The organism is Arthrobacter ramosus (assembly GCF_039535095.1).
Classification (GTDB): Bacteria; Actinomycetota; Actinomycetes; order Actinomycetales; family Micrococcaceae; genus Arthrobacter; species Arthrobacter ramosus.
This window is the reverse complement of the sequence record NZ_BAAAWN010000001.1, coordinates 3542753-3565487: the sequence shown is the minus strand read 5'-3', so window position 1 is coordinate 3565487 and position 22735 is coordinate 3542753. Positions and strand designations below refer to the sequence as shown.

24 protein-coding genes and 2 pseudogenes are annotated in these 22735 nt (G+C 64.0%); 20 read left to right on the top strand and 6 right to left on the bottom strand.

Going from position 1 to position 22735, the window contains the following annotated elements; genetic code table 11:
* Positions 1-97: 97 nt before the first annotated feature.
* The 4 genes from ABD742_RS16435 to ABD742_RS16420 are packed head-to-tail and all read left to right on the top strand — an operon-like array spanning position 98 to position 4294.
* Complete coding sequence (locus ABD742_RS16435; RefSeq protein WP_234751314.1) at positions 98-1048, top strand: aldose 1-epimerase family protein; 951 nt, start codon at positions 98-100, stop codon at positions 1046-1048.
* 41 nt (positions 1049-1089) lie between these two features.
* Positions 1090-2415 (top strand): AI-2E family transporter, encoded by a 1326-nt coding sequence (locus ABD742_RS16430; RefSeq protein ID WP_234751315.1) that lies wholly within the window; start codon positions 1090-1092, stop codon positions 2413-2415.
* A 3-nt stretch (positions 2416-2418) separates the two neighbouring features.
* Complete coding sequence (ilvA, locus tag ABD742_RS16425; protein WP_234751316.1) at positions 2419-3657, top strand: threonine ammonia-lyase; 1239 nt, start codon at positions 2419-2421, stop codon at positions 3655-3657.
* 13 nt (positions 3658-3670) lie between these two features.
* Entirely contained in the window at positions 3671-4294 is a 624-nt protein-coding gene (locus ABD742_RS16420; protein ID WP_234751317.1) for a rhomboid family intramembrane serine protease, read from the top strand.
* 140 nt (positions 4295-4434) lie between these two features.
* Here the strand turns inward: ABD742_RS16420 and greA are convergent, their stop codons facing one another.
* The gene (greA, locus tag ABD742_RS16415; RefSeq protein ID WP_234751319.1) at positions 4435-4929 is read right to left on the bottom strand and encodes a transcription elongation factor GreA; all 495 of its coding nucleotides are present in this window, start codon (positions 4927-4929) and stop codon (positions 4435-4437) included.
* Positions 4930-5082: 153 nt separating this feature from the next.
* Positions 5083-5541: a DUF4307 domain-containing protein gene (locus tag ABD742_RS16410; RefSeq protein ID WP_234751320.1), complete on the bottom strand. Its 459-nt coding sequence runs from the start codon at positions 5539-5541 to the stop codon at positions 5083-5085.
* A gap of 129 nt (positions 5542-5670) precedes the next feature.
* On the opposite strand from ABD742_RS16410, the gene mca reads away from it, so the two are divergent.
* From mca to ABD742_RS16380, 6 genes and pseudogenes are all read left to right on the top strand, one after another.
* Entirely contained in the window at positions 5671-6576 is a 906-nt protein-coding gene (mca, locus tag ABD742_RS16405; protein ID WP_234751321.1) for a mycothiol conjugate amidase Mca, read from the top strand.
* A 70-nt stretch (positions 6577-6646) separates the two neighbouring features.
* Positions 6647-6982 carry a hypothetical protein gene (locus ABD742_RS16400; RefSeq protein WP_234751322.1) on the top strand — a complete coding sequence of 112 codons (336 nt, stop codon included), beginning with the start codon at positions 6647-6649 and terminating at the stop codon, positions 6980-6982.
* 46 nt (positions 6983-7028) lie between these two features.
* Positions 7029-7175: pseudogene (locus ABD742_RS16395) on the top strand (DUF255 domain-containing protein); the annotation flags it as partial.
* 368 nt (positions 7176-7543) lie between these two features.
* Positions 7544-7846 (top strand): hypothetical protein, encoded by a 303-nt coding sequence (locus ABD742_RS16390; RefSeq protein ID WP_234751323.1) that lies wholly within the window; start codon positions 7544-7546, stop codon positions 7844-7846.
* Complete coding sequence (locus ABD742_RS16385) at positions 7843-8163, top strand: type II toxin-antitoxin system PemK/MazF family toxin (protein WP_234751324.1); 321 nt, start codon at positions 7843-7845, stop codon at positions 8161-8163. The genes ABD742_RS16390 and ABD742_RS16385 overlap by 4 nt, the downstream gene beginning before the upstream one ends.
* Positions 8164-8811: 648 nt before the next feature.
* Positions 8812-11025 (top strand): thioredoxin domain-containing protein, encoded by a 2214-nt coding sequence (locus ABD742_RS16380; protein ID WP_234751348.1) that lies wholly within the window; start codon positions 8812-8814, stop codon positions 11023-11025.
* On the opposite strand, the gene trhA is transcribed toward ABD742_RS16380, so the two are convergent.
* Positions 11022-11663: a PAQR family membrane homeostasis protein TrhA gene (gene trhA / locus ABD742_RS16375; RefSeq protein WP_234751326.1), complete on the bottom strand. Its 642-nt coding sequence runs from the start codon at positions 11661-11663 to the stop codon at positions 11022-11024. The two genes, ABD742_RS16380 and trhA, sit on opposite strands and share 4 nt — an antisense overlap.
* A gap of 244 nt (positions 11664-11907) precedes the next feature.
* Here trhA and ABD742_RS16370 point away from each other — a divergent pair, with 244 nt between their 5' ends.
* On the top strand, positions 11908-12669 hold the full coding sequence (locus ABD742_RS16370; RefSeq protein ID WP_234751350.1) for an isoprenyl transferase: 762 nt from the start codon (positions 11908-11910) through the stop codon (positions 12667-12669).
* 371 nt (positions 12670-13040) lie between these two features.
* On the top strand, positions 13041-14315 hold the full coding sequence (gene phoH2 / locus ABD742_RS16365; protein ID WP_269993222.1) for an RNA 5'-3' helicase PhoH2: 1275 nt from the start codon (positions 13041-13043) through the stop codon (positions 14313-14315).
* 262 nt (positions 14316-14577) lie between these two features.
* Here phoH2 and ABD742_RS16360 read toward each other — a convergent pair whose 3' ends face one another.
* Positions 14578-15222 (bottom strand): GNAT family N-acetyltransferase, encoded by a 645-nt coding sequence (locus ABD742_RS16360; protein ID WP_234751329.1) that lies wholly within the window; start codon positions 15220-15222, stop codon positions 14578-14580.
* A gap of 130 nt (positions 15223-15352) precedes the next feature.
* Between ABD742_RS16360 and ABD742_RS16355 the strand changes: the two genes are divergently transcribed.
* From ABD742_RS16355 to ABD742_RS16330, 6 genes and pseudogenes are all read left to right on the top strand, one after another.
* On the top strand, positions 15353-15757 hold the full coding sequence (locus tag ABD742_RS16355; RefSeq protein ID WP_344788531.1) for a coiled-coil domain-containing protein: 405 nt from the start codon (positions 15353-15355) through the stop codon (positions 15755-15757).
* 32 nt (positions 15758-15789) lie between these two features.
* Positions 15790-16464, top strand: coding sequence for a DDE-type integrase/transposase/recombinase (locus ABD742_RS16350; protein WP_344788530.1), 675 nt, complete (start codon positions 15790-15792; stop codon positions 16462-16464).
* 84 nt (positions 16465-16548) lie between these two features.
* On the top strand, positions 16549-17634 hold the full coding sequence (locus ABD742_RS16345; RefSeq protein ID WP_234750900.1) for a tyrosine-type recombinase/integrase: 1086 nt from the start codon (positions 16549-16551) through the stop codon (positions 17632-17634).
* A complete protein-coding gene (locus tag ABD742_RS16340; protein WP_234750899.1) occupies positions 17600-19504 on the top strand; it encodes a tyrosine-type recombinase/integrase in 1905 nt (634 codons plus the stop codon). Before ABD742_RS16345 ends, ABD742_RS16340 begins: the two co-directional genes overlap by 35 nt.
* Positions 19501-19800, top strand: coding sequence for a DUF6262 family protein (locus ABD742_RS16335; protein ID WP_234750898.1), 300 nt, complete (start codon positions 19501-19503; stop codon positions 19798-19800). Before ABD742_RS16340 ends, ABD742_RS16335 begins: the two co-directional genes overlap by 4 nt.
* A 62-nt stretch (positions 19801-19862) precedes the next feature.
* Positions 19863-20180: pseudogene (locus ABD742_RS16330) on the top strand (integrase core domain-containing protein); the annotation flags it as partial.
* A 218-nt stretch (positions 20181-20398) separates the two neighbouring features.
* Here the strand turns inward: ABD742_RS16330 and ABD742_RS16325 are convergent.
* A complete protein-coding gene (locus ABD742_RS16325) occupies positions 20399-21169 on the bottom strand; it encodes a hypothetical protein (RefSeq protein WP_234750896.1) in 771 nt (256 codons plus the stop codon).
* Positions 21170-21228: 59 nt separating this feature from the next.
* Between ABD742_RS16325 and ABD742_RS16320 the strand changes: the two genes are divergently transcribed.
* Both ABD742_RS16320 and ABD742_RS16315 read left to right on the top strand, forming a co-directional pair.
* Positions 21229-21810, top strand: coding sequence for a prepilin peptidase (locus tag ABD742_RS16320; RefSeq protein ID WP_234750895.1), 582 nt, complete (start codon positions 21229-21231; stop codon positions 21808-21810).
* A 158-nt stretch (positions 21811-21968) separates the two neighbouring features.
* Positions 21969-22442, top strand: a complete 474-nt coding sequence (locus tag ABD742_RS16315) for an NUDIX hydrolase (RefSeq protein WP_234750894.1) — start codon at positions 21969-21971, stop codon at positions 22440-22442.
* Here the strand turns inward: ABD742_RS16315 and ABD742_RS16310 are convergent.
* On the bottom strand, positions 22430-22630 hold the full coding sequence (locus ABD742_RS16310; RefSeq protein WP_059387958.1) for a hypothetical protein: 201 nt from the start codon (positions 22628-22630) through the stop codon (positions 22430-22432). The two genes, ABD742_RS16315 and ABD742_RS16310, sit on opposite strands and share 13 nt — an antisense overlap.
* Positions 22631-22735 lie beyond the last annotated feature (105 nt).

The following is a 22735-nucleotide window of genomic DNA, read 5'->3' as shown; positions in this document are numbered from 1 at the left end:
TATGGTGTCACAGAGTGCTCAAAAAGGCAAAATAACTAACAAAATTGAACATTGGCGATGGAATCAAGCAACACGCGGGATGCAGTACGGTGGTGCCATGCCTCCCACAACACCGTTTTCCGCGCCGGGCGAAGAGACTGTATCCCGACGCTTTGCCAGCGGACGCCAATTCGAGATCCGCCGCGGCGACGCACTCGCCGTGGTCACCGAGCTCGCCGCAGGTTTGCGGCTGTTCAGCCGCGACCGCGTCCAGCTCACCGAGAGCTACGGCGACGGGCAACTTCCGCCCGGCGCTACCGGAATTACCCTGGCTCCGTGGGCAAACCGGATCGAGGACGGGATCTGGTATCTCGACGGCAAGAAGCAGCAACTGGACATCACGGAGGTGTCCCGCAACAACGCGAGCCACGGGCTCTTGCGCAACTCGTCCTACGCCCTCGTTGCGGAAGACCAATTCTCCGTGACCCTCGAAGCCGTGATCTTCCCGCAGCATGGCTACCCCTTCCTGGCCCGGCACCAGGTACGTTACGAGATCGACGCCGGGCTCGCACTGCGGGTCTCCCAGAGCTTCATCAATGATTCGGCGGCACCCGCGCCCTTCGTGCTTGGGGCGCACCCATACTTGCGCGTGGGGGACGTTCCGCCGGAGGAGATGGTCCTGACTGTCCACGCAGGCACGCGGCTCGTGGCCGACGAGCGGCTGATTCCGCGGAGTTCGGTGGCCGTCGACGGTGATTTTGATTTTGGCGGCGGCCGGAGCGTGGGCGGCCTGGATGTCGATGTGGCGTTCACGGATCTGGAGTTCGACGGCGGGATCGCCCGCCAGACGCTGTCGGCGCCGGATGGCCGGAGCGTCTCCCTGGAGCAGGACGAAAACTGCGCCTACGTCCACGTTTTCGTCACGGATACTTTTCCGGGCCGCTCGAAGGCCGTTGCGATCGAGCCCATGACCGGTCCGGCGAACGCCTTCAACTCGGGGAAGGGCCTCCGGTGGCTTGAACCAGGGGAGACCTTCACCATGAGGTGGGGAATCGTGGGCGCGCTGTAGATGCGTTTCCCATCCGGCACTCCCTGCGGAATTATGGGTGAATGACGCCAGCCCAGGACGCCACGCCATCAAGTGACCCCGTTTCGACCGTGCCCAGGCCGGTGTCCGAGCATCACATTGCGCAGGACATCCCGTATGGAGTGCGGATCGCTGCCGCCTGGGCCTGGCGGGTGGGCCTCATATTGGTGGTCGTTGGAGCCCTTATTTGGCTGTTGGGGAAGGTCAGCTTCCTGATCATCTCGCTCATGGTCGCCTCCCTTCTTGCCGGCTTGCTCTATCCGGTCACGGGGTGGCTCAGGAAGCTCAGGATGCCGCATGGGGCGGCCGTTGCCATCACGGTGGTGGGGTTCCTCGGGGTCATTGCGGGAGCCCTGGCGTTGGTGGGCAGGCAGCTCGCTGTGGGATTCGGCGAGCTGTGGCAGGAAGCGCTTACTGGCGTCCAGCAAATCCAGGCGTGGCTCGCTGACGGACCGCTGCATCTCACTGCGGACCAGATCGACACTTACATCCAGAGCGCCGCCTCGGCCCTGCAGAACAACAGCAGCAGCATCCTCAGTGGTGCCCTGTCGTTCGGTAGTACCGCCGGGCATTTTGCCGCGGGCATGGTCCTGGCCCTCTTCATCCTGATCTTCTTCCTTCTGGAGGGATCCAGGATCTGGCGGTTCATCGTCGGGCTCCTGCCCAGGACTGCACGCGCGGCGGCCGACGGCGCCGGCCGGCGCGGTTGGTCGTCCATGGTCAGCTACGTGCGCATCCAGATGTTCGTCGCGTTCGTGGACGCTGTGGGGATCGGCGTCGGCGCAGCGATTATCCAGGTTCCCCTCGCCCTGCCGCTGGGTGTCCTGGTGTTCATCGGTTCATTCATCCCTGTGGTCGGTGCCCTCGTGACGGGAGCCATCGCCGTGCTCCTGGCCTTGGTGGCCAATGGTCCCGTCAACGCGCTCGTCATGCTGGTCATCGTGCTGTTCGTGCAACAGCTCGAAAGCCATATCCTCCAGCCGCTCATCATGGGCAAAGCAGTATCGTTGCACCCTGTCGCCGTGATCTTGTCGGTCGCAGGCGGTTCCTACCTGGCCGGAATCCCGGGAGCGCTCTTTGCCGTCCCGCTCCTCGCCGTAGCAAATACGGCGGTTCGCTATATTGCAGCGCGGACGTGGGAACATGATGAAGGACTGATGACGGCGTACGCCGGCGCAGGGATTGCACCACCGGACTCCGATGAGGAACCCACCATCAAGGAGATCCGCCGTCCCGGCACCAATGCGGGCGCACGGTCCAACAGCGGCGAAGGTGCCGCAGGTCAGCACGCGGCTGCGGAACGGACATTCCCCAAGGATGCCGCAGAGCACACCAACAAAGGAGACTAACCCGTGAATACCCTCGATACCCTGCCCGTCACCCTGGACGATGTCCTTAAGGCGCGGGAGCTGCTCGAGGGCATTATTACCAAGACCCCCATCGAGTCCTCGCGGGCTCTCGGAGCGATGGTAGGCGGAGAGGTCTTCTTCAAATGCGAGAACCTCCAGCGGGCAGGTTCCTTCAAGGTCCGTGGTGCCTACGTGCGCATGGCGCGCCTGTCTCCCGAGGAAAAGAAGCGCGGCGTGGTCGCGGCTTCGGCAGGCAACCATGCACAAGGCGTTGCGGTGGCGGCGAAAAGCCTGGGAATCAAGGCGCGGATCTACATGCCGCTCGGTGTAGCGCTTCCGAAGCTTGCTGCGACCCGCAGCCACGGCGCCGAAGTTGTCCTGCACGGACACAACGTCGATGAGGCCCTGGCCGAGGCGCAGCGCTACGCGGACGAAACAGGTGCCGTCTTTGTCCACCCCTTCGACAACGTCGACGTCGTGGCGGGCCAGGGCACCGTCGGGCTCGAAATCCTGGATCAAGTCCCCAACGTCGACACCATCCTCATGGGAGTTGGCGGCGGCGGCCTGCTCGCCGGCGTCGCAGTGGCCGTCAAGGCAAGGGCCAGGGAACTGGGCCGGGAGATCCGGATCATCGGCGTACAGGCTGAGAACGCGGCCGCCTACCCGCCGTCGCTCGCCGCCGATGCCTTGGTGCCGCTCAAGAAGGTTTCCACCATGGCGGATGGCATCGCCGTCGGGCGCCCCGGCCAGCTGCCGTTCAGCATCATCCGCGAACTCGTGGACGACGTCGTGACCGTGAGCGAAGACTCCTTGGCACGGGCGCTCATCTTCCTGCTGGAGCGCGCCAAGATGGTGGTCGAGCCGGCCGGTGCTGTCGGCGTCGCGGCCCTCATGGACGGCAAGATCGAAAACCCGGGGACCACCGCCGTCATCCTTTCCGGCGGCAACATCGACCCCATGCTGATGCTCAAGGTGATCCAGCGCGGCCTCTCGGCGGCGGGACGGTACATGACCGTGCGCATGATGCTGGATGACCGGCCTGGTTCCTTGGCCACGATCGCCCGCATCATCGCCGAAAACGATGCCAATGTGACCGGCTTGGACCACACCCGGGTGGGCGGCGCGATCAGCATGGGCGACGTCTCCATCACCGTCAACCTGGAAACCAAAGGCCACGAGCACAGTGAGCAGGTCCTGGCAGCCCTTCGCGCCGAGGGCTTCCACCCGATCGTGGTGCACTGACGGGCTTCTGACCATGGCGCTTCACGGCAACGGGGACGGGCGGATACCGGCCAAGGATTCACTGGCCGTGCGCGCCAGGGGCGGATTGCTGTTCATGGGTGGCTTCGTGGCGCTGTTGGCTGTGATCGAACTGGTCAACACCCTGATGTCGCACAGCCTCAACGTCATCTCCGGGCTGCGGCCGCGGAGCGTGGACGGGGTTTTCGACATCCTGACGTTCCCCTTGCTCCATGCCAATTTCGGCCATCTCCTGTCCAATGCGCTGCCGTTGGTAATCTTCGGATTCCTGGTGTTCCTGTCCGGTCTCCGGGTGTTCCTGACGGCTCTTGCGTTTAGCTGGCTAGGCTCAGGCCTTGCGGTGTGGCTCATTGGCGGGGGAGGGGTGACAGTGGGCGCTTCGGGCTTGGTTTTCGGGCTCTTCGCGTTCCTGCTGGTGCGCGGCTTCTTCAACCGCAGCTGGTGGCAAATCCTGCTGTCCGTGGTGCTTTTCCTGGCGTATGGCAGCATCTTGTTCGGCTTGCTGCCCATGGTGATGGGGATCGTCTCCTGGCAGGCGCACCTTGGCGGGGCCGTCGGGGGAGTGGTGGCCGCAGTGCTGCTGCGCCCGCGTCCCCGCGCCGTAGCCCAGCCCAACTAACGCCGTAGCCCGGCCCAACTGACTCGCAGTTGTTGTCGTTAAGAGGCCTCTAAACGACAACAAATGCGAGTTACTTGGGGAACAGAAACGCCGGCCCGCCCCGCAAAGGGGTGGGCCGGCGTCGTTGTTTCGCGGAACTATCAGCCAGCGAACGGCTTGGCGGAAACAATCTCCACCGGAATTTCCTTGCCATTGGGGGCGACGTAGCTGATCTTGTCGCCTTCCTTGTGGCCCATGATCGCCACGCCCAGCGGAGACTTCTCACTGAAGACGTTGAGATCGGAATCGCCGGCGATTTCGCGGGATCCGAGCAGGAAGGTCTCTTCGTCACCGGCGATACGAGCGACGACGAGCATGCCCTGCTCGACGATTCCGTCGTCGGCCGGAGCTTCGCCGACCTGGGCATCGCGCAGGAGCGCGGTCAGCTGGCGGATGCGGGCCTCGATCTTGCCCTGCTCTTCCTTCGCGGCGTGGTAACCGCCGTTTTCCTTGAGGTCGCCTTCCTGACGGGCGGCTTCGATCTTCTGCACGATCTCCGCACGGCCGGGGCCGGAAAGGTGGTCCAGCTCTGCCTTCAGGCGGTCAAATGCGTCCTGGGTAAGCCAAGCTGCAGGCGCGCTGTTGGTGGTCGACACGGACTTCTCCTTATGGATCTGACAAGCAAAGACCCCGCCGGTGCAGGCCACTCGTGGAACTCAGCAACCAACTCAGCGGGGTTAAGGTATTGATCCAGTGTAGTCAATCCTGTGGACAAACCCAAGCTCACTGAGTCGCGGGTCACACCTTTGCTATTTGTTGCTGTCGACTATCCAGCAGTTGTCCACGACGGCGGACACGGCCTCGGACTCGGTGCGAAGGATGGTTCTTTGGGCGGTTGTCTGGCCGCCGTCGGCGCCGGCTTTGGGGGCATTCGGGCCGATCTCGACGACTTTCCAGCCGACCACAGCGAATTTGGAGTCCAAGGCTTTGACCGCGCATTTTGCCGCGGCATCGGGGTTCTTGGTGACCTGGAAATCGACCGACAGCTGGGTGGCGTCGGTGGCGCTGTAGCCGATGTCCTTGAAGGACACAGACGACTGCGAGGAAGACGTGGTGACCCAAAACAAGAACCCGATGGCCACAAGGAGGACGGCAATGACGATGTTCCGTTTGGTTTTCCCTCCGAAGGCGCGCTTTTGGCTGCCGTAGCGATTGGCTAGGCTGGTAGTTGCCGGCAGCGCCGTGCCCGATGGGTCTTCCGAAGTCACCCACCCAGTTTAGTGGGCTTCCGGCGCCTCCCCGCACACAGCGGAGTCGCACGCGTTAGAAATGCCTGATCAGTTCACAGCCATCAGCAAGCCCAGAACAGCATTACCCGGAAAGAGGAACCGTACCGGATGAGCACATCCACCAGCCCCGACACGCAGCTCCGGCTGCTCACCGTCCACGCACACCCGGACGACGAGTCAAGCAAGGGCGCGGCAACCATGGCGATGTATGCGGCTTCCGGCGTGGAGGTCATGGTGGCTACGTGCACTGACGGTTCCCGCGGGGACATCCAGAACCCGGCCATGGAGTCGGCTCCGCACCCGAAGCGGGACATGGCAGGCGCGCGCCGCTTGGAAATGAAGCAAGCTGCCGCGGTCCTGGGAATCAAGCAGCGGTGGCTGGGATTCGTAGATTCCGGACTGCCCGACGGCGATCCGTTGCCACCCCTGCCTAGCGGCTGCTTTGCGCTTCAGCCCCTTGAGCGGGCGGCGGCACCGCTCGTCCGCCTGGTCCGCGACTTCAAGCCGCACGTCATAGTGAGCTACGACGAAAACGGCGGCTACCCGCACCCGGACCACATCATGGCCCACAAGGTTGCCGTTGAAGCTTTCCACGCTGCCGGTGACCCGGAGCGCTACCCGGGGACAGGCGAAAGCTGGGCACCGAGCAAGCTGTACTACGACCGCGCCTTCAGCCCCGACCGTTTCCGTGCCTTGCATTTCGCACTCGAAGAGGCGGGCCTGCAATCGCCTTATGCCGAACGCCTGGCTTCCTGGCTCGAAGCCGATGCGGAAGGCCATACTCCGCCGAGGCCGATGCACCAGACCACCACGCAAGTGGATTGCGGTGACTACTTCGAGGCCCGTGACGACGCACTCAGGGCGCACCGGACGCAGATTGATCCGCTCGGCTTCTTCTTCGCGGTATCCCCGGACATGCAGCGCAGGGCCTGGCCGTGGGAGGACTACACCCTGGTCGACTCCCGCATCCCGGCCGAACTGCCGGAAAAGGACCTGTTCGCAGGGCTAAGATAGGATCGCCGGCGATTTCTATCAAGCGTAGAAGTCGCCAACCGGCTGGAAACTCCCATAGAAGGTTTGAACCGTGCACCACTTTCTCATCGCCCTGGCCACGACCCCGTCGCCAACCCCGACCCCGTCGCTGCGTCCCGGCTTGTCGGAAGACCAGGTGACCCCGGGGACCTGGGGTTTCGTCCTGACTGCCTTCATCGTGGTGCTCACGACCTTTCTGATCGTTGACATGGTCCGCCGGATCCGGCGGGTCCGCTATCGCGCCCAGGTTGAGGAAGCCCTTGTCGGCGAGACCGACGGCGCTGAGACTGACGGCGCTGAGACTGACAGCGATAGGACCGGCGGCGTCGTCTCGGGCAAGCCGGGCGTTGAAGAGTCCGACGGCGATGCCGGCTCCGCAGCCCGCTGACCCGGGCACCACCCGGTAATGGCCGGGGGCATCCAACGCCCTCGGCTTGGAACCGTCCGCCTATCTCCGCCAGCATGCGAACAATCCGGTGCACTGGCGGCCGTTCGGCGATGAGGCCTTTGCGTTCGCGGCGGCCCGCGATGTTCCCGTTTTTCTCTCTATCGGCTATGCCGCGTGCCACTGGTGCCACGTGACCGATAGGTCCCGAGATTACAGGCGACTGAACCCGTCTCGCCCGTGACCTAGGCATTTTTCGTGCTTTTGACGGTCGTGCTAGGACGCTTGAGGACATCGATTCTGCGCCCTAATGCATTACCTTGTTGCATCACGGAGTGATCGACGTTGACCGTCCAAACCTTGACTCGGCGCGTGTCAGGTACCTGGGTCTCGTGATGGGCCGGGTTTGCCACGAAGAAGTGTCAGTGGGTGCCGACAGTCTCATCTTTGAGTTCGGGTCTGCCCCGGCTTCCGTTGACTCCGGAAACCGCACCGATCGCATCGCTGAATGAAGCGTTCTTTTGCTTCATTGCGCAATCCACAAGGTGATGCAATTATTGATGCATGGCTACTCTCGAACGTCCGACTCGGAAGAACTTCTCACTCACGGCACAGGACCTTAAGAACCTGGAGCTCCTGAAGACGTCCCCTGCCCATCGTTCGGCGCTCGGGGAACTTGCCGGTGAGCAGCTGGCGGAATCCAGCAGTGAGGCTGCCGTAATGCATGCCGTGTGGGAAGCCGGAGTGCGTTCCGTCCGCGAACAGATCGAGGCAGATGGTTATGCCGCCATTGCCCAGGAACAGGATCTTGCCGAGCGCAAGAGCGTCTCTCGCCGTCGTCGTCCGCACTGGGCTGACGAAGCATGAGCCCTACGTATCTGCGGGGGCAGGTCATTCGTGCGGAGGTGGGGTTGGATGAGCCCAAGCTCTTCGTTGTTGTCTCCAACAACAGGCGTAACGCCCAGTTGGGTTCAGTACTGGCCGCCCGTCTGACCACGTCACATAAACCAGCGATTCCCTCTATCGTCAAGCTCAACGAGACGGAGGCCATGAACGGGTACGTGGTCTGCGACGACATTGAGAACATCTACGATGATGAAGTCCTCGGCGTCGTCTCGTCCTTCTCCCCGCAGACGATGACTCTGGTGAATCAGGGACTGCTGGCCGCTCTGGGAATGCTCTGATCAAGCCCTAATCGTGAAGCGGCGCTTCCCCACCGTGGAAGACATCGCAGAGGTCTTGTCGCGAAGCTCTCCACGGCGCGGGGGCTACTTCGCGCAAGGAGGCCTCAGGCACTACAGATTGGTAGTTGCCGGTGTAGCGTGTAGGGCGGACGACCGAGCGTATTGGGGTCGTCTGCCACGTCAATGCTGGAACGTTCGCGGAGTGATCGGCCTCGTCGCGAGGCCACCGGCGCTGGCTCACCTTCTGACCAGAACTTGCCAGCCCCACCTGTTGAGGCGCTCAGAGCTCACCATACTGGCCAGCCTGCGGGGGTTTCACATGCTCTTTCCCTCACCCCCGGGAGCAGGGAAGAGTATGCGAGTCCTACGGTTCTCCTGGGCAGCCTGCCGCTTGCCTGTCTGTTGCCCGCGCTTCCTGGTTGCGATCTGAGTCCAAACGCTCGCAACATCACAGGATTATCTGTAGTGCACGATCACTGACTTTGATGCAACTGTCATTGGCGAACGGTGATGGATGATGCAATTGCCACCGGTAAAAAGCGGTGGAGTGGATGATGCAATTGCCACCGGTAAAAAGTGGTGGAGTGGTTGTTGCATCAGGAGTTGCATCACCAGGTCACTGGGCCCCTGCCGCGGGTCTGAGCGATGATGGAAATTGTGAACCGACTTGCCAGCGCCTACAGCCGCTATCTCCTGCAGCACAAGGACAATCCGGTGGATTGGTTTCCCTTCGGGGATGAGGCTTTTGCTGAAGCAATGCGTCGTGACGTACCAGTGTTCTTGAGCATTGGCTACGCTGCGTGCCATTGGTGCCACGTCATGGCCCACGAGTCCTTCGAAGACCAGGACACCGCCGACTACCTGAACGCCCACTTCGTGGCCGTCAAGGTAGACCGCGAAGAACGCCCCGACGTGGACTCGATCTACATGGCAGCCACCCAGGCGATCAGCGGCGAGGGCGGCTGGCCCATGTCCGTCTTCCTGACGCCCGATGGCTTGGCCTTCCATGCAGGCACCTATTTCCCGCCAACGCCACAGCCCGGAAGGCCGTCCTTCCGCCAGGTGCTTGAGGCGGTCCGCGAGGCGTGGCTGGAACGCCGGGACGCCGTCGAGCAGAACGCACGGGGGCTCGCCGCCGGCATGGCCAATGCCCAGATCGCCTCGACGGTGTTCCTCGACAGACCATCCGAAAGCCTGGACAGAAGCCTGCTGTCGGAAGCCGTGCGTCTTCTCGCCCGTTCGGAAGACCCCGACGGCGGCGGCTTCGGCGCCGCTCCCAAGTTCCCGCCGTCGGCCGTTCTTGAATTCCTGATGCGGCACGCTGCCGTGCCGTCGGATACCTCGGACGCCGCCCGAGACATGGCGGGCCGCACTCTCGCCGCCATGGCCCGTTCCGCGCTGTGTGACCAGCTCGACGGCGGCTTCGCCCGGTATTCCGTGACCGCGGATTGGTCCGTTCCGCATTTCGAGAAGATGCTCTACGACAATGCCCAGCTCCTCCGCGCCTACGTCCACTGGGTCCGGCTCCAGGGCGACTGGGTCCTGCCGGCCGGCGAGGCCGCGAGCGTGGCGTCGCGGGTGGCGGACTGGATGCTGGATTCGCTCGGCGTGGGCGGTCCCGCAAACCCGGGCGGGCTCGCTTCCTCCCTTGACGCCGATACCGTGGTGGACGGAGTGCATCACGAAGGTGCGTCCTATCTCTGGACTCCTGGGAGCCTCGAGGCCGTGCTTGGCCCGGAGGACGGCGCGGCCGTGGCCCGGCTGATGAACGTGGGGCCGTCCGGGACGGTCTCGGAGCTTGGATCTCCGCTCCATCCCGGTCGCCGTCTGTCCGGTGCGGAATCGCGGTTGTGGAACCGTGTCATGCCCGCCTTGCGCGCCGCACGCTCGGGCCGGCCCCAGCCGGCGCGCGACGACAAAGTAGTGGCGGGCTGGAACGGCCTGGCCATCGCGGCGCTTGCCGAAGCCGGTGCGGTCCTGGACAGGCCGGAACTGGTGACTGCCGCGGAAAACGTGGCCGAGTACCTGATGCGCGTGCATTGGCGTCCGGCGTCCGGCCCCGAAACATCCAGTGCCTCAAACGCCGGCACCTCAAGACCCGGCGCGGGGGTGCTGATCAGGGTCTCGCACGACGGCGTTGCGAGAGGGATCAGCGGCCTGTTGGAAGACTACGCGTTCTGCGCGGAAGGCTTCCTGGCTCTCTACGCCGTGACCGGCCAGCGGCGCTGGTACGGGTTCGCGGAGGAGCTGATCAGCGGAGCCTGCGCGCGCTTCGTGGTGGACGGCAGGTTGTCGGACTCCGTGGGGGAGTCGGCCCAGGTTTTCAACGCGCAGGGCCAGCACGCGGGCCTGGACCCCTTCGACAATGCGGCGCCGAGCGGGGCGGCGGCTTTTGCCGGAGTGTTGCTGAGCTACGCGGCGTACTCCGGTTCGCACGAGCACAGGGCCATGGCAAGCAGCATCCTGTCGCTCCTGCCGCCGATAGCCGGGCGGGCGCCTAGGGTGGCGGGATGGCTGCTTGCGACCGGCCAGGCGGCCGTGGCCGGCCCCATAGAGGCCGCCGTCTCCGGCCCTCCAGGCCGGAAGCAGCGGGAACTCCATCGCGCTCTGTTGGCCTCGCCGAGCCCGGGGCTGGTGGTGGCGGTCCAGCTGGGTCTGGCTGGCGAAAAAGCCGCCGACGACGGCGCGCTCCCCGGGTCCCGCGCCACGGAACCGGAGGTGCCGCTGCTTGAGGCCCGCACGGCTGCTGCGGACGGCTCACCACAGGTGTATTTGTGCCGGGGGATGGTGTGTGACCTGCCGCTTGGCTCTGTCGAGGAGCTGGTCCAGCGCCTTGAAGCGATGACGGAGGCCGCCGGCTAGCTCAGCACGGCGATCATGATTGCGGCGAAATGTGCGGCGAAGGCCAGCACCGTGAGTGCGTGGAAGAGTTCATGGAAGCCGAAGTTCAACGGACTGAAGTTGGGCTTCTTGATCCCGTAGAAAACAGCGCCAGCGATGTAAAGGGCCCCTCCCGCACAGATCAGGATCGCGGCCGGAACGTTCGCCGCGAAGAACTCGGGCAAGTAGAACAGCGCCCCGCAGCCCAGCGCGACGTAGATGGGCACGTAGAGCCAACGTGGAGCGCCGGTCCAGAGAATCCGGAACAGCACTCCCAGCAGTGCTCCGGACCAGATCACCCACAGCAGGAGCACGGCCTTCGGGCGCTCCAGCAGCGACCACGCGAGGGGTGTGTAGCTGCCCGCGATCACCAGCATGATGTTGGTGTGGTCCAGGCGCTTGAGGACCATCCTGGTCTTCGGCTCCCAATTGCCGCGGTGGTAGACCGCGGACACGCCGAAGAGCAGCACACCCGTGAAAGCGTAGATGGCGGAGGCGATTTTGCGATCCGTTGTAGGCGCCATCGTCACGAGGACGATCCCTGCCGCGACGGCGAAAGGCGTGGCCACAGCATGTATCCAGCCGCGCCACCTTGGTTTGGTTGTGAGCAGCTCCGACATCGTTAAAGCGTAACCCGCGCCCCGATAAGTTACTGCCGAGTAACGCGTTTTCGACTAGTTTTCGCCCGCTGAGGTGTGCCGACTGCCTAGCTTGGGAAGGTAGCCTTGGTGGTGCGCCTACGGCTGCAGTCCGGAGGTGCCGATCGTTGTTTGGCTGAAGGTCCGGCTGCCAACCAGGCCAGCCGCCGTCGTCGTTTGTTTCGCTTTTCACGTGCTGTTCAAAGGAAGTCAGGTGAGTGTCCGGATGGAGTGGCCCGGCTTCCTCTATGGCTTCTACGAGCGCAAACTGCTCCGTTCGCTCGAGCAGGAGAAGATTCCCCGGCACATCGGCGTCATGGTTGATGGCAATCGCCGCTGGGCGCGGCAATTCAACGCTCCCACCAGCGAAGGGCATCAGGCAGGCGCGGACAAGATCCACGAATTCCTCGGCTGGTGCCAGGAACTTGGAGTCAAAGTCGTCACGCTGTACATGCTCTCGACGGACAACATGAACCGGTCCGGTGAAGAGCTCGAACTGCTCATGGGAATCATCGCCAACACCCTCGATCGCTTGGATGACGACGCCGATATCTCGGTCCACGCCATGGGTGCGCCCGAGCTCCTTCCGGACTATCTCGCCGAGCGGCTCAACAAGCTCACGGCTCGAACTCCGATCCGCGAGCGGCTTCATGTGAACGTGGCCGTCGGCTACGGCGGACGGCGCGAGATCGTCGACGCCGTGCGGGAACTGCTGCACGACGCCGTCGCGCACGGCCGCAACATCACCGAGCTGGCCGATGAGCTTTCAGTGGACGACATCTCGCGTTTCCTCTACACGCGAGGCCAGCCGGACCCCGATCTGGTGATCCGCACATCAGGTGAACAGCGCTTGTCCGGTTTCCTCATGTGGCAAAGCGCTTACAGCGAGTTTTACTTTTGCGAGGCACTCTGGCCCGCGTTCCGCAAGGTCGATTTCCTGCGGGCCCTGCGGGACTATGCCGGCCGCCAGCGCCGCTTCGGTTCCTGACACGCGCCATCCCAGTGCGCTCCCGTTTACGTGAAGTTCACATTTTGTCTACACGAATCGCCGTTTGGGCTAACCGGAAATGTAATCGCACGGGAATACGTTAATCCCATCAGTAGGTAAACCGCCTGCTGATCGGGGAGGCCAGTAGATGGAGCGAATCATCGCACCAGTTACGTGGGGGGCCGCGCCCGGCCTTCCGGCCGAGCCGCCTCACGAATAAGCCGGGTTCGCCCGGGGCTGGAGTCGATGTGGCTATTTCTGAGCAACTGCCCGTAGTCGTTTCCGACGGGGAAAGTTCAGCTACCTCTCGCACCAAGCGGGCCAACGGTGGGCGGACTGCAAAGTCCGGGACCCCGACTGGCAGAAGCTATGTGATTGACACTTCCGTATTGCTTTCCGATCCGCACGCCCTGTTGCGCTTCGCGGAGCACGAAGTCATTGTCCCGATCGTGGTCATTACCGAATTGGAAGGCAAACGCCACGATCCCGAGTTGGGCTACTTCGCCCGCAAGGCCCTGAGGCTCTTGGATGACTTGCGTATCGAGCATGGCGGGTTGAATCAACCCATTCCGATCGGATCCGACGGCGGCACGCTGCGTGTCGAGATGAACCATGTGTCCACCGAAGTGCTGCCGGCAGGATTCCGCGGCGCGGACAACGACAGCCGCATCCTGGCAGTCGCAAAGAACCTCGCCAACGAAGGCCACAACGTCACGGTCGTCTCCAAAGACCTCCCCATGCGCGTCAAGGCCTCCGCGATGGGGCTGTTCGCGGACGAATACCGCAATGAACTCGTCAAGGACTCCGGCTGGACCGGCATGGCAGAGATCGAAGCCAGCGAGGACGAGATCACCACCCTGTACGGGCACGAACCGGTGTTCATCCCCGCGGCGGCCGAGCTGCCCGTCAACACGGGCCTGGTGCTGCTCTCCAACCGGGGCTCCGCCCTGGGCCGCGTGGGCGCGGACAAGCAAGTGCGGCTGGTCAAGGGCGACCGTGATGTCTTCGGACTGCACGGCCGCTCAGCGGAGCAACGGCTTGCGATCGACCTGCTCATGGATCCCAGCGTCGGAATCGTCTCTATCGGCGGCCGGGCGGGCACTGGAAAGTCGGCCCTGGCCTTGTGTGCGGGACTCGAGGCAGTCCTGGAACGCCGGGAGCACCGCAAGGTGATTGTCTTCCGCCCCCTGTACGCGGTGGGTGGACAGGAACTCGGGTACCTGCCCGGTTCCGAGGCAGAGAAGATGAACCCCTGGGCGCAGGCGGTCTTCGACACCCTCGGTGCACTCGTCAGCCAGGAAGTCGTCGAAGAAGTCATGGACCGGGGCATGCTCGAAGTCATGCCGCTGACCCACATCCGCGGACGTTCGCTCCATGACGCCTTCGTGATCGTGGACGAGGCGCAGTCGCTCGAAAAGAACGTGCTCCTCACGGTCATGAGCCGTATCGGCCAGAACTCCAAGATCGTCCTGACCCACGACGTCGCCCAGCGCGACAACCTCCGCGTCGGCCGGCACGACGGCGTTGCCGCCGTCGTCGAGACCCTCAAGGGGCACCCGCTGTTCGGTCACATCACCCTGACGCGCTCCGAACGCTCGCCGATCGCGGCTCTCGTGACGGAACTGCTCGAAGGGGCGGAAATCTAAGGCTCGGCATCCGTTGTCCGGAGAGAGCCGGTTATCCTCGGCGTGCTAGCTCGTACCTCGCTTTTGACGCACGCTGCCGGATAACCGGCTCTCTCCGCTGCGAGCGGCTCGCTTTTTGGGCAGGCATGCGGCTTCGCTAGTTCCTGGCTGGACGGACGACGCTCGCTCACTTATGTCGTGTTTTTCACCGACGCTCGCTCACAAATGTCGTGTTTTTCACCGACACTCGCTCACTCATGGCGTGTTTTTCACCGACGCTCGCTCACAAACCCAGGAACCTTGCTGCGGCTTCATGGCCTTCTACCTTTAGCTTCCAACCGGGTCGGCTGAAGGAGTTCGAGGTGAGGCGAACGCGTTGGACTTCGACGACGTCGGTGCCCCATTGGTCGCGGTAACTGCCGTTGGGTTCATAGCCGAGGCTGGCGGAAACGCCCAGGGATTGCTTGTTCCAAATGGCGGCTTCGGAGGTCGCTACTTGTGCGTTCAGATAGTCGAAGGCGTAACTGAGGGCGGCAGCGCGCATCTCCTTGCCGAGGCCTTGGCCTTGGGCGCCTTTCTTGAGCCAGGAGCCGGTGGAGACAGTCTTCAACGATGCGAAGTTCTTCGCCTCCACATCCTGGCAGCCAATGAAATCGTCGTTGTGCCAGATGCCGAGGAGGAGCGTCCATGATTCCGGAGTCATTCCTGCCCGGCAGCGCCAGTACCATCGGGCCATGTTGGCACCCAACTCATCTTCGGGGAGTTCCGTCCAGGGGTTGCTGAAGGGCGACTTCCCAGGGGCGTGAATGCCGCTGAGGGCTGCCCCGACCGCTGCAGGGATGTCAGCGTCCTGGATGGGGCGCAAGACCAAACGGGGCGTGGTCAGCGTAAGACCGAAGGTTGGCCAGATGGCGCTTAGCTCGTTCATCGGGGAAGCCTAGCGGACAGGCCGGGAAAGCTTGTCATCTGCCGCACAGGTCCACCGGACAAGTGAGCGGGCCCCTCATCGTCAAGCTGGTTGTGAGTCATTCATGACCTGTTGATTGAAGGAGCCGGCGATGGCCGTTGATAACAAGGGTTTCACGCGTGAAGAGATCCGTGAGTTCATGCATGAGTACTATTTGCAGCCGCACGGGTCGAGGAAGGTGTGGCTTGCCTCGACGTCTGTTTCCGAGTGGACGTTCCGCCGGTGGCGCAAGATGATGGTCCAGGGCGATATCGACCGTGGCCTGATTCCGCGGGAGCATGGAGGCATGGTCCCTACAAATCGTGAGCTCTCCGCGTTTGAAAAAGCACGCGCGAAGGAAATGGCTGCCCACCGTGCCGAAGTCGAAAGACTCCAGAAGCGGGTGCGGGAGCTGGAGGATACGAATTCCGCGCTGGGAAAAGCTATCGGGCTCTTGCACGACTTGAGCGTGCCAGAGCCCGATACAACCCCGACGAGCGCTCAGAACGGTTCGTAGCGGCCGAGAACAGCCTGGTCCTGGAGTTGCGTGTGATCATCGGCTCCCAGCGGACAGCGCTCGAGCTGGCGGGCGTGTCGCGCGGGACCTGGCATTACCGGTCCAATCCCCGTCCGGCGGTGCAGGACCCGATCCACCAGGCCGACCGGGCCTACGAATGCCGGATCAGCACCGCGCATCACGACCGGATCCTGGGGCTCATCCTGGCCGGTTGGGAGAAGGGCAACTCCGTCGACCATGCCTTCGCCACCGCCTGGGACAACGGCGTGCTGCTCGCCTCCAACCGCACGTGGTGGCGGATCGCGGCAGGGCACGAGGATCAGCAGGCCCGCCCCATCATCCCGCGCAAGCGTGGGGTCAAGCGCGGCTCCTCTGAGATGCCGGTGGTCAAGGCCACCGGACCCTGCCAGGTCTGGTCCTGGGACATCACGGACATCTATTCAAAGTGGCAGGGGAAGGTTTTCAAGGTGTACTCCATCATGGACATCTTCTCCCGGGAGATCGTCGGCTGGCGGGCGGAGGAACGCGAGTCCGACCACCTCGCCGCGGAGATGTTCGAGACAGCCATCGCCCGGCACGGCGCCCCGCTCATCGTGCATGCCGATTCAGGCCCGGCCATGAGATCAAACCTGCTCCGTGACACCCTCACCGTCCACGGCGTGGAACTCAGCCATAACCGCCCCTACGTCTCCCTCTTAACCGGCTAATGCGGTTGTCTCTGCAGGCCAGCGACACGCCATGCCACGGGACCTGCCTTGTGATCCGGATCACTGCTGGTACACCTGTTCTTCATGAGCAGTGATTGCGGTCTTTCGCTTGAGGAGCGTGACGGCGGCTGGGCGTTGGCCGGTCAGGACGCGCCCCAGTTCAAGCTCGTGGATGAGTACCTTGGGTATCTGACGGACAGGAACTACTCGCCGAAGACGGTGCGTTCCTACGGGTATGACCTGCTGGCGTTTTGCCGGTGGCTTCTGATCGCCGGGCATCCGCTGGCGGAGGTGAGCACGGAGGTGCTGCTTCGGTTCCTGCGTGCCTGCCGCGATGCCCGGGTTCCGGGCAGGGCGGGACCGAACGTGATCAGGCTGTCGGGGCGCCGGTTGGATCAGTACGCCGCGACGACGATCAACCGTCGGCTGGCCGCGATCTCAGGTTTGTTCGCCTTCGCCGCGATGCGGGACCCGGAGATGAAGAACCCGGTCCCCAAGGGCCGGGAGGCGCGTTGGGTCGCATCCGGTGAGCGGAGCGGGATGCTGGCGCATACGGTCCGGCGGCCAAAGAACCGTTCCTCGCTTCGGCTGCGCGAACCACGTCGGTTGCCCAAGGCGTTGTCTCAGCCTGATGCGGCCGAGCTGCTGGCCAGTTTTCACACCTGGCGGGACCGGGCGATCGCGGGTTTGATGCTTTATTGCGGGTTGCGTTCGGCCGAGGTGCTGGCCCTGGACGTCGCGGACGTCGATATCGGCGGCCGGTGGCTGCAGGTGCTCGGCAAGGGACGGCGGGAGCGACGGGTGCCCCTTGACGCGGACGTGGCTTCCGTCATCCAGGTGTATCTGCTGGCCGAGCGGCCCGAATCCGGCAGCACAGGCCTGTTTCTCGTGGCCAAGGGGCCGAACCGGGGCCAGCCGTTGACCGCGGCCGGGCTGCGCACGGTGTTCCGTTATCACCGCGGCGTGACCGGAATCGTTGGCGGTCACCCGCACGCCTTGCGGCACACGTTCGGGACCGCGCTGGCCGAGGCGGGCGTCGATCTGGCGGTGATGCAGGCTTTGCTCGGCCACGCGCACGTCGATACCACTGCCCGCTACATCCATCTGGCTCCAGCCCACGTGAAAGCAGAGTTCGATGCCGCTCGCGATCGCATCCGTTCCCAGCAGTGACCCGCACACCGCGTATCTGGACTACCTGAGGCGGACCGGCCGGGGAAACACCGCGTACTCATCAGCGGCCAGGACGTTCTTCCAGCGGTGGCCGGACCCCCGGCAATGGGCGGCCGAGCCGCTGCAGGTGCGCTTGTCCGCCGGGTCAGCTACCCGGCCGATCATCACGTTCCTGATGCTGCACCAAGGCCTGCGGCCAGGCTATGACTACCTGCTGGAACGCAAGCTCTCCAGCATCTGGCGCGAGATCCAAGACTGCCCGCTGGCAACCGACCTGGACCGGTTCATGACCGCGGCCGCCGACCTGGGATTCACCGAACGGGTCCGGTTCGCCACCGGCTCCCAGGTGCCGGTTAGGCTCCTTATTCAAACCGGCCGGCGCCTGGAACGGCTCACCCTGGCCGATCTGGCCGAGTTCACCGCGGCCTGCCGGGACAGGCAGGGGCGGACCGGCAAGGGACACGGCCACTATCTGGCGGCGGCAAGCAACGCCCAACGGGTGCTGTTCCACCTCGGAGTCCTTGATGAACTTCCCCGCGCCGGCGGCCCGGTCCCGTTCGCCGTCCGGCTGGCCCAGGTGCGTCCGCCGATCCGGGCAGCGATGATCGCCTATCTGGACCGCAAGCGCGCGACCTGCCGGCCGAAGACCGTGTCAACGATCGCGACCCGGCTCAAGCACTTCGGTGAGTTCCTGGCCGGCATCGACCCGGATCTGGACTCCGTCGCTGCCCTCGACCGAGGCAAGCACATCGAGCCTTACCTGAGCAGCATGGTCGATGCCGTCAACACCAAGAACGGTGAGGTGATCACCGTCGCTGACCGGTCCCGGCGGGTGCTCGCGCTGATGGGGTTCCTGACCGACATCACCGAGTGGGACTGGCCCGAAGCGCCGCCGCGCAGGCTGTTGTTCCGTGACGACATTCCCAAGCTCCCGCAAACACTGCCGCGTTATTTGCCCGTCGATATCGACCGGCGCCTCACCCAGGTCCTGACCGAGTCCCCGGGAAATGAGCTGGCCGCTGCCGCCCTGCGGCTCCAACGCGCCTGCGGGTTGCGGATCGGGGAACTGCTCGATCTTGAACTGGACTGCGTCCACGAAGTCCCCGGCCACGGCAGCTGGCTGAAGGTCCCCCTCGGCAAGCTGGACACCGAGCGGATGATCCCTCTCGATGGAGAGATCATGGAGCTGATCGACCACATAACCCGCACCAGATCGCACGGCCGGCCGCTGCCACACCCTCGTTACCGACGCCCGGCCCAGTTCCTGTTCACCCACCACGGACGCCGGCTCGGGCAACAAGCGGTCCGCGCCGAACTCGACCGCGCCGCCGGTCTCGCCGGGCTCGAACACATCACCCCGCACCAGCTACGGCATACCTACGCCACCGCCCTGGTCAACGCCGGTGTCTCGCTGCAGGCCCTGATGGCGCTGCTGGGCCACATGTCCGCAGAGATGAGCCTGCGCTACGGACGGCTGTTCGACGCCACCGTGCGCACCGAGTACGAACGGGCCCTTGATCTGGCCAAACAACAGGCACTCACACCTCACAGCGGCAGGACCAGCCTGCCGCTCAGAGACATCACCGGCGGAAAAGACTGGAAGGACACCCCTTTGCTGAAGTCCCGCATGGCCGGAGGGTTCTGCCTGCGGGCACCCGCCCAGGGGGCTTGCGCTTACGCAAATATTTGTGAGCACTGCCCCAGCTTCCACGCCGAGCCCAGCTCACTGCCGATCCTCGCCGCGCAGCGCGTTGACGCGGACGCACTCGCCCGCGACGCCGAACAACGAGGCTGGATCGCCGAAGCCGACCGTCACAAACAGCTCATCACGCGACTCGACAAACTGATCAACGAGGCCACCACGGGATGACCAACACGAGCACTCTCAACCGCGTCGAGCGCGCCTGCGCCGATCTCCTCCGGAACGGACAGGCAGTCACCTTCACCGCCGTTGCCGCCCACACCGGCCTGGGCCGGACCACCCTCTATCGGGACCCAATGATCCGGGCCGTCATCGAGGAAAACCGTCACCGCGCCGCCGCCAGCGGCACCCTCACCGGCCTCACCGACGAGATCGCCACCCTCCGCGCCGCACTCGACACCCTCGCTGCCAGCGTGAGGCGCCACGAAGAACAACTCCGGAAACTGACCGCCCGAAAAAGCTGAATCCTTAACCGGCCAATCCCCGGCATACAGGGCTATTAGCCGGATAATCCAACGACAATCCCTTCTCGGAGTCAGGCTTTCGCACGATGAAATACCGGCCCCGCTACCCCCGGATCTTTGACGATCTCGATACCGCCAGGGAATACCTCACCGGCTATGTGCACTGGTACAGCACCGATCACAAACACTCCGGTATCGCACTGTTCTCACCATCACAAGTCCACGACGGCTCGTGGACAGAGCTCTGGGACAAACGCGACAAAGTCCACCAGGACTACTACGAACGACACCCAGGAAGGTTCCGCCAACGACCCACCACACCGGCCCCCGCCACATACGTCGGGATCAACCTCCCCCAGACCAAACACCCCACAAAATAGCCCAGTGACTCCACACAGCTTGACAATTCTCGGGCGTTGGGCGGGAGGGGCGTATTAGTGAGCGGGCGTTTGGTGGGAGGGACGTATAAGTGAGCGGGCGTTCCCCGGGAGGGGAATATTGGTGAGCGGGCGTTGGGCGGGAAGGGCGTATTGGTGAGCGGGCGTTGGGCGGGAAGGGCGTATTGGTGAGCGGGCGTTGGGCGAACGGGGGACGATCCTTACGAACGGGGGCCGATGTCCCAGCTGATGTGCTTCCGGACGTCGGTGAGGTTCATCGATTCGGCGAGGAACAGATCGTCCAGCATGTATTCGTCCACCCCCAGGATCCGCATCCAATGCCCCTGACCGGTGGTATCGCCGTCGAGCGATTGGCTGGACACGCACACGCCCGTTCCCGAGTCCACGCGCAAAAGCGTGCGTCCGTGGAAACAGAGCGGCGTTGCCGCATTAGAAGCCACGTAGCTGGATCCCGGGGTCGCGATGGTTTCGAGGGCCGGACGCCCCTCGTGATCCACTTCCCGAATAGAGCCGAACGACACCCGGTTGGACTCGGGAAACTCCATCGGCACCGGCGCGTTCCCGGCGAGTTCGACAGGATCGAGGGCTGCCGCGAGCCGACCGTTCCCGAAGGACGGTTCACCGTAGGCCGCCTCGGGACGCCGGCGAACCAAGCCAGCGGAGTCGTAAACGGGGGTCACCAAGTGTGCCGGCAACAGCCAGGACTTGCGCTTGGAGCCAAGGTAAAGCCCGTCGCGGGAATCGTTGATGCCCGTAGTGCTATGCAGTAACGCGCCGTCGATGGTTTCGAGCCGAAGCGCCCCCGGCCGGCGCAGCCAGGCGCGCACTGTGGCTCCGGTGTCGCCAGGCCGGTCCAGGTATTCGAACCTAAGGCTGGTCCATTTCCATGGGGAGGAACGGCAGAGGTTTCGGAAGGTGGAGGACATGTCGGCGTCGGAATTGCCTTGGATTTCTGCACTGTAGCGCCCCATATCCACAGTCTAAGGGTGCGTGACCGGCGCAGCCTGGAGAAAACCGATAGCATCCGAGGGTGATCCGACGACTCGGCGAATTGTGGGGGACCAGTGTCCCGGCCTTCTGGCTGCTGCTCGCAGCTTGTGTGTACTTTGCGATTATGGCTGCGCGCCTCACGGTCATCGACGTCGGTCACCACTTGTTGCCCAACCGGATCGTGTTCCCGTCCTATGCCATCGCCGGTGTGTTGCTGCTCGGCGCGGCCGTAGCTGTCACCCTGGGCGGCGGAGCGGCAGGGAACCTCAGCAACGGAGCGGCGGGGTCCGCGCCCGACGGCGGTGCCTCCTTCCTCGGGGTGCCCGCCTTGGGAATCGTGGCCGGGGGAGCCGTGCTGTGGGTGTTCTATTTCATCCTGCGATTGGTGTACCCGCCCGGGATGGGCTTCGGCGACGTCAAATTGGCCGGCGTCCTCGGGCTTTACCTTGGCTATCTGGGCTGGGCGCATGTTTTCGTCGGAACGTTTGCGGCGTTCCTCTTCGGCGGCCTGTGGAGCCTGGGAGTCCTGGCGACCCGGCGGGGAACCTTGAAATCATCGATACCCTTCGGGCCGTTCATGCTGGCCGGTGCCGCTGCGGCGATGTTTGCCCTGCCCGCGTGAGGAGAGTCGTGACCAAAGCGCCGCAAGGGAGGACCGTTGCCTGCACGCTGTCATTCGGGCATCGCCGGTGGGATACTCGCCCTACTAGCGGATCCGAGCCGGAAGCGGAGGCAGTGCTCTTGTTGGTGATGACTGTTTCAACGGAAGCGGGCTAGGCCGTGGCGATCCCGGAATTCATCCGGGAAATCCGCGTAAAGATCGGCAACGACCCGCTGTGGCTACCCGGCGTTCGGGGCGTGGTCTTGGACGACGAGAACCGGGTCCTGCTGTGCCAACGGGCTGACAGTGGCCGGTGGACCCTGATCACCGGAATGCTTGAACCGGGGGAGCACCCGGCCCCCGGTTTGCTCCGCGAGATCTTCGAGGAGACTGCCGTAGTGGCCGAAACCGAGCGCATCCTGGCAGTGGGCGTGATCGGCCCGGTCACCTATCCCAACGGAGACGTCTGCGACTTCCTGGATATTGCCTTCAAATGCCGCTATGTCTCGGGGGAGGCCCGCGTCAACGACGACGAGTCAATCGCCGTCGGTTGGTTTGCCCTCGACGAGTTGCCTGAGATCAGTGCGGGCCACCGTGAAACCATCCGGCTTGCCCTGGAGCCAGGCTCCGCCGTCGCGTATCAGCGCGATTGACGGGCCGCGAGGATCGCGCGGGCAGCGAAGAGGCACGCGGCGGCACCGCAGGCGATAGCACCCACGATGGTCCACCATTCGCCCTTGGCGGACGCTATGGAAACGGCCAGAAGGCCGAAAAGGACTGCCCCTAATCCCCATCGAACGGCCGGGCTGATGTTCGCGGATTCTTCGGGCTCTGAACTCATGGGTTCAAGCCTAAGCCAGACGCCCCTAAGCCCGACGTTCGGCCCAGCGGACATGCCCGCCCTTGCATCCGGGCGGTGGGCATATTCCGCATATGTCCACTGGTC

Coding starts and splice junctions, on each gene's coding strand:
- ABD742_RS16435 (WP_234751314.1), top strand. CDS start 98: ATGCCTCCCACAACACCGTTTTCCGCGCCGGGCGAAGAGACTGTATCC.
- ABD742_RS16430 (WP_234751315.1), top strand. CDS start 1,090: ATGACGCCAGCCCAGGACGCCACGCCATCAAGTGACCCCGTTTCGACC.
- ABD742_RS16420 (WP_234751317.1), top strand. CDS start 3,671: ATGGCGCTTCACGGCAACGGGGACGGGCGGATACCGGCCAAGGATTCA.
- mca (WP_234751321.1), top strand. CDS start 5,671: ATGAGCACATCCACCAGCCCCGACACGCAGCTCCGGCTGCTCACCGTC.
- ABD742_RS16390 (WP_234751323.1), top strand. CDS start 7,544: ATGGCTACTCTCGAACGTCCGACTCGGAAGAACTTCTCACTCACGGCA.
- ABD742_RS16385 (WP_234751324.1), top strand. CDS start 7,843: ATGAGCCCTACGTATCTGCGGGGGCAGGTCATTCGTGCGGAGGTGGGG.
- ABD742_RS16380 (WP_234751348.1), top strand. CDS start 8,812: ATGGAAATTGTGAACCGACTTGCCAGCGCCTACAGCCGCTATCTCCTG.
- trhA (WP_234751326.1), bottom strand. CDS start 11,663: ATGTCGGAGCTGCTCACAACCAAACCAAGGTGGCGCGGCTGGATACAT.
- ABD742_RS16370 (WP_234751350.1), top strand. CDS start 11,908: ATGGAGTGGCCCGGCTTCCTCTATGGCTTCTACGAGCGCAAACTGCTC.
- ABD742_RS16360 (WP_234751329.1), bottom strand. CDS start 15,222: ATGAACGAGCTAAGCGCCATCTGGCCAACCTTCGGTCTTACGCTGACC.
- ABD742_RS16355 (WP_344788531.1), top strand. CDS start 15,353: ATGGCCGTTGATAACAAGGGTTTCACGCGTGAAGAGATCCGTGAGTTC.
- ABD742_RS16345 (WP_234750900.1), top strand. CDS start 16,549: ATGAGCAGTGATTGCGGTCTTTCGCTTGAGGAGCGTGACGGCGGCTGG.
- ABD742_RS16340 (WP_234750899.1), top strand. CDS start 17,600: ATGCCGCTCGCGATCGCATCCGTTCCCAGCAGTGACCCGCACACCGCG.
- ABD742_RS16335 (WP_234750898.1), top strand. CDS start 19,501: ATGACCAACACGAGCACTCTCAACCGCGTCGAGCGCGCCTGCGCCGAT.
- ABD742_RS16325 (WP_234750896.1), bottom strand. CDS start 21,169: ATGGGGCGCTACAGTGCAGAAATCCAAGGCAATTCCGACGCCGACATG.
- ABD742_RS16310 (WP_059387958.1), bottom strand. CDS start 22,630: ATGAGTTCAGAGCCCGAAGAATCCGCGAACATCAGCCCGGCCGTTCGA.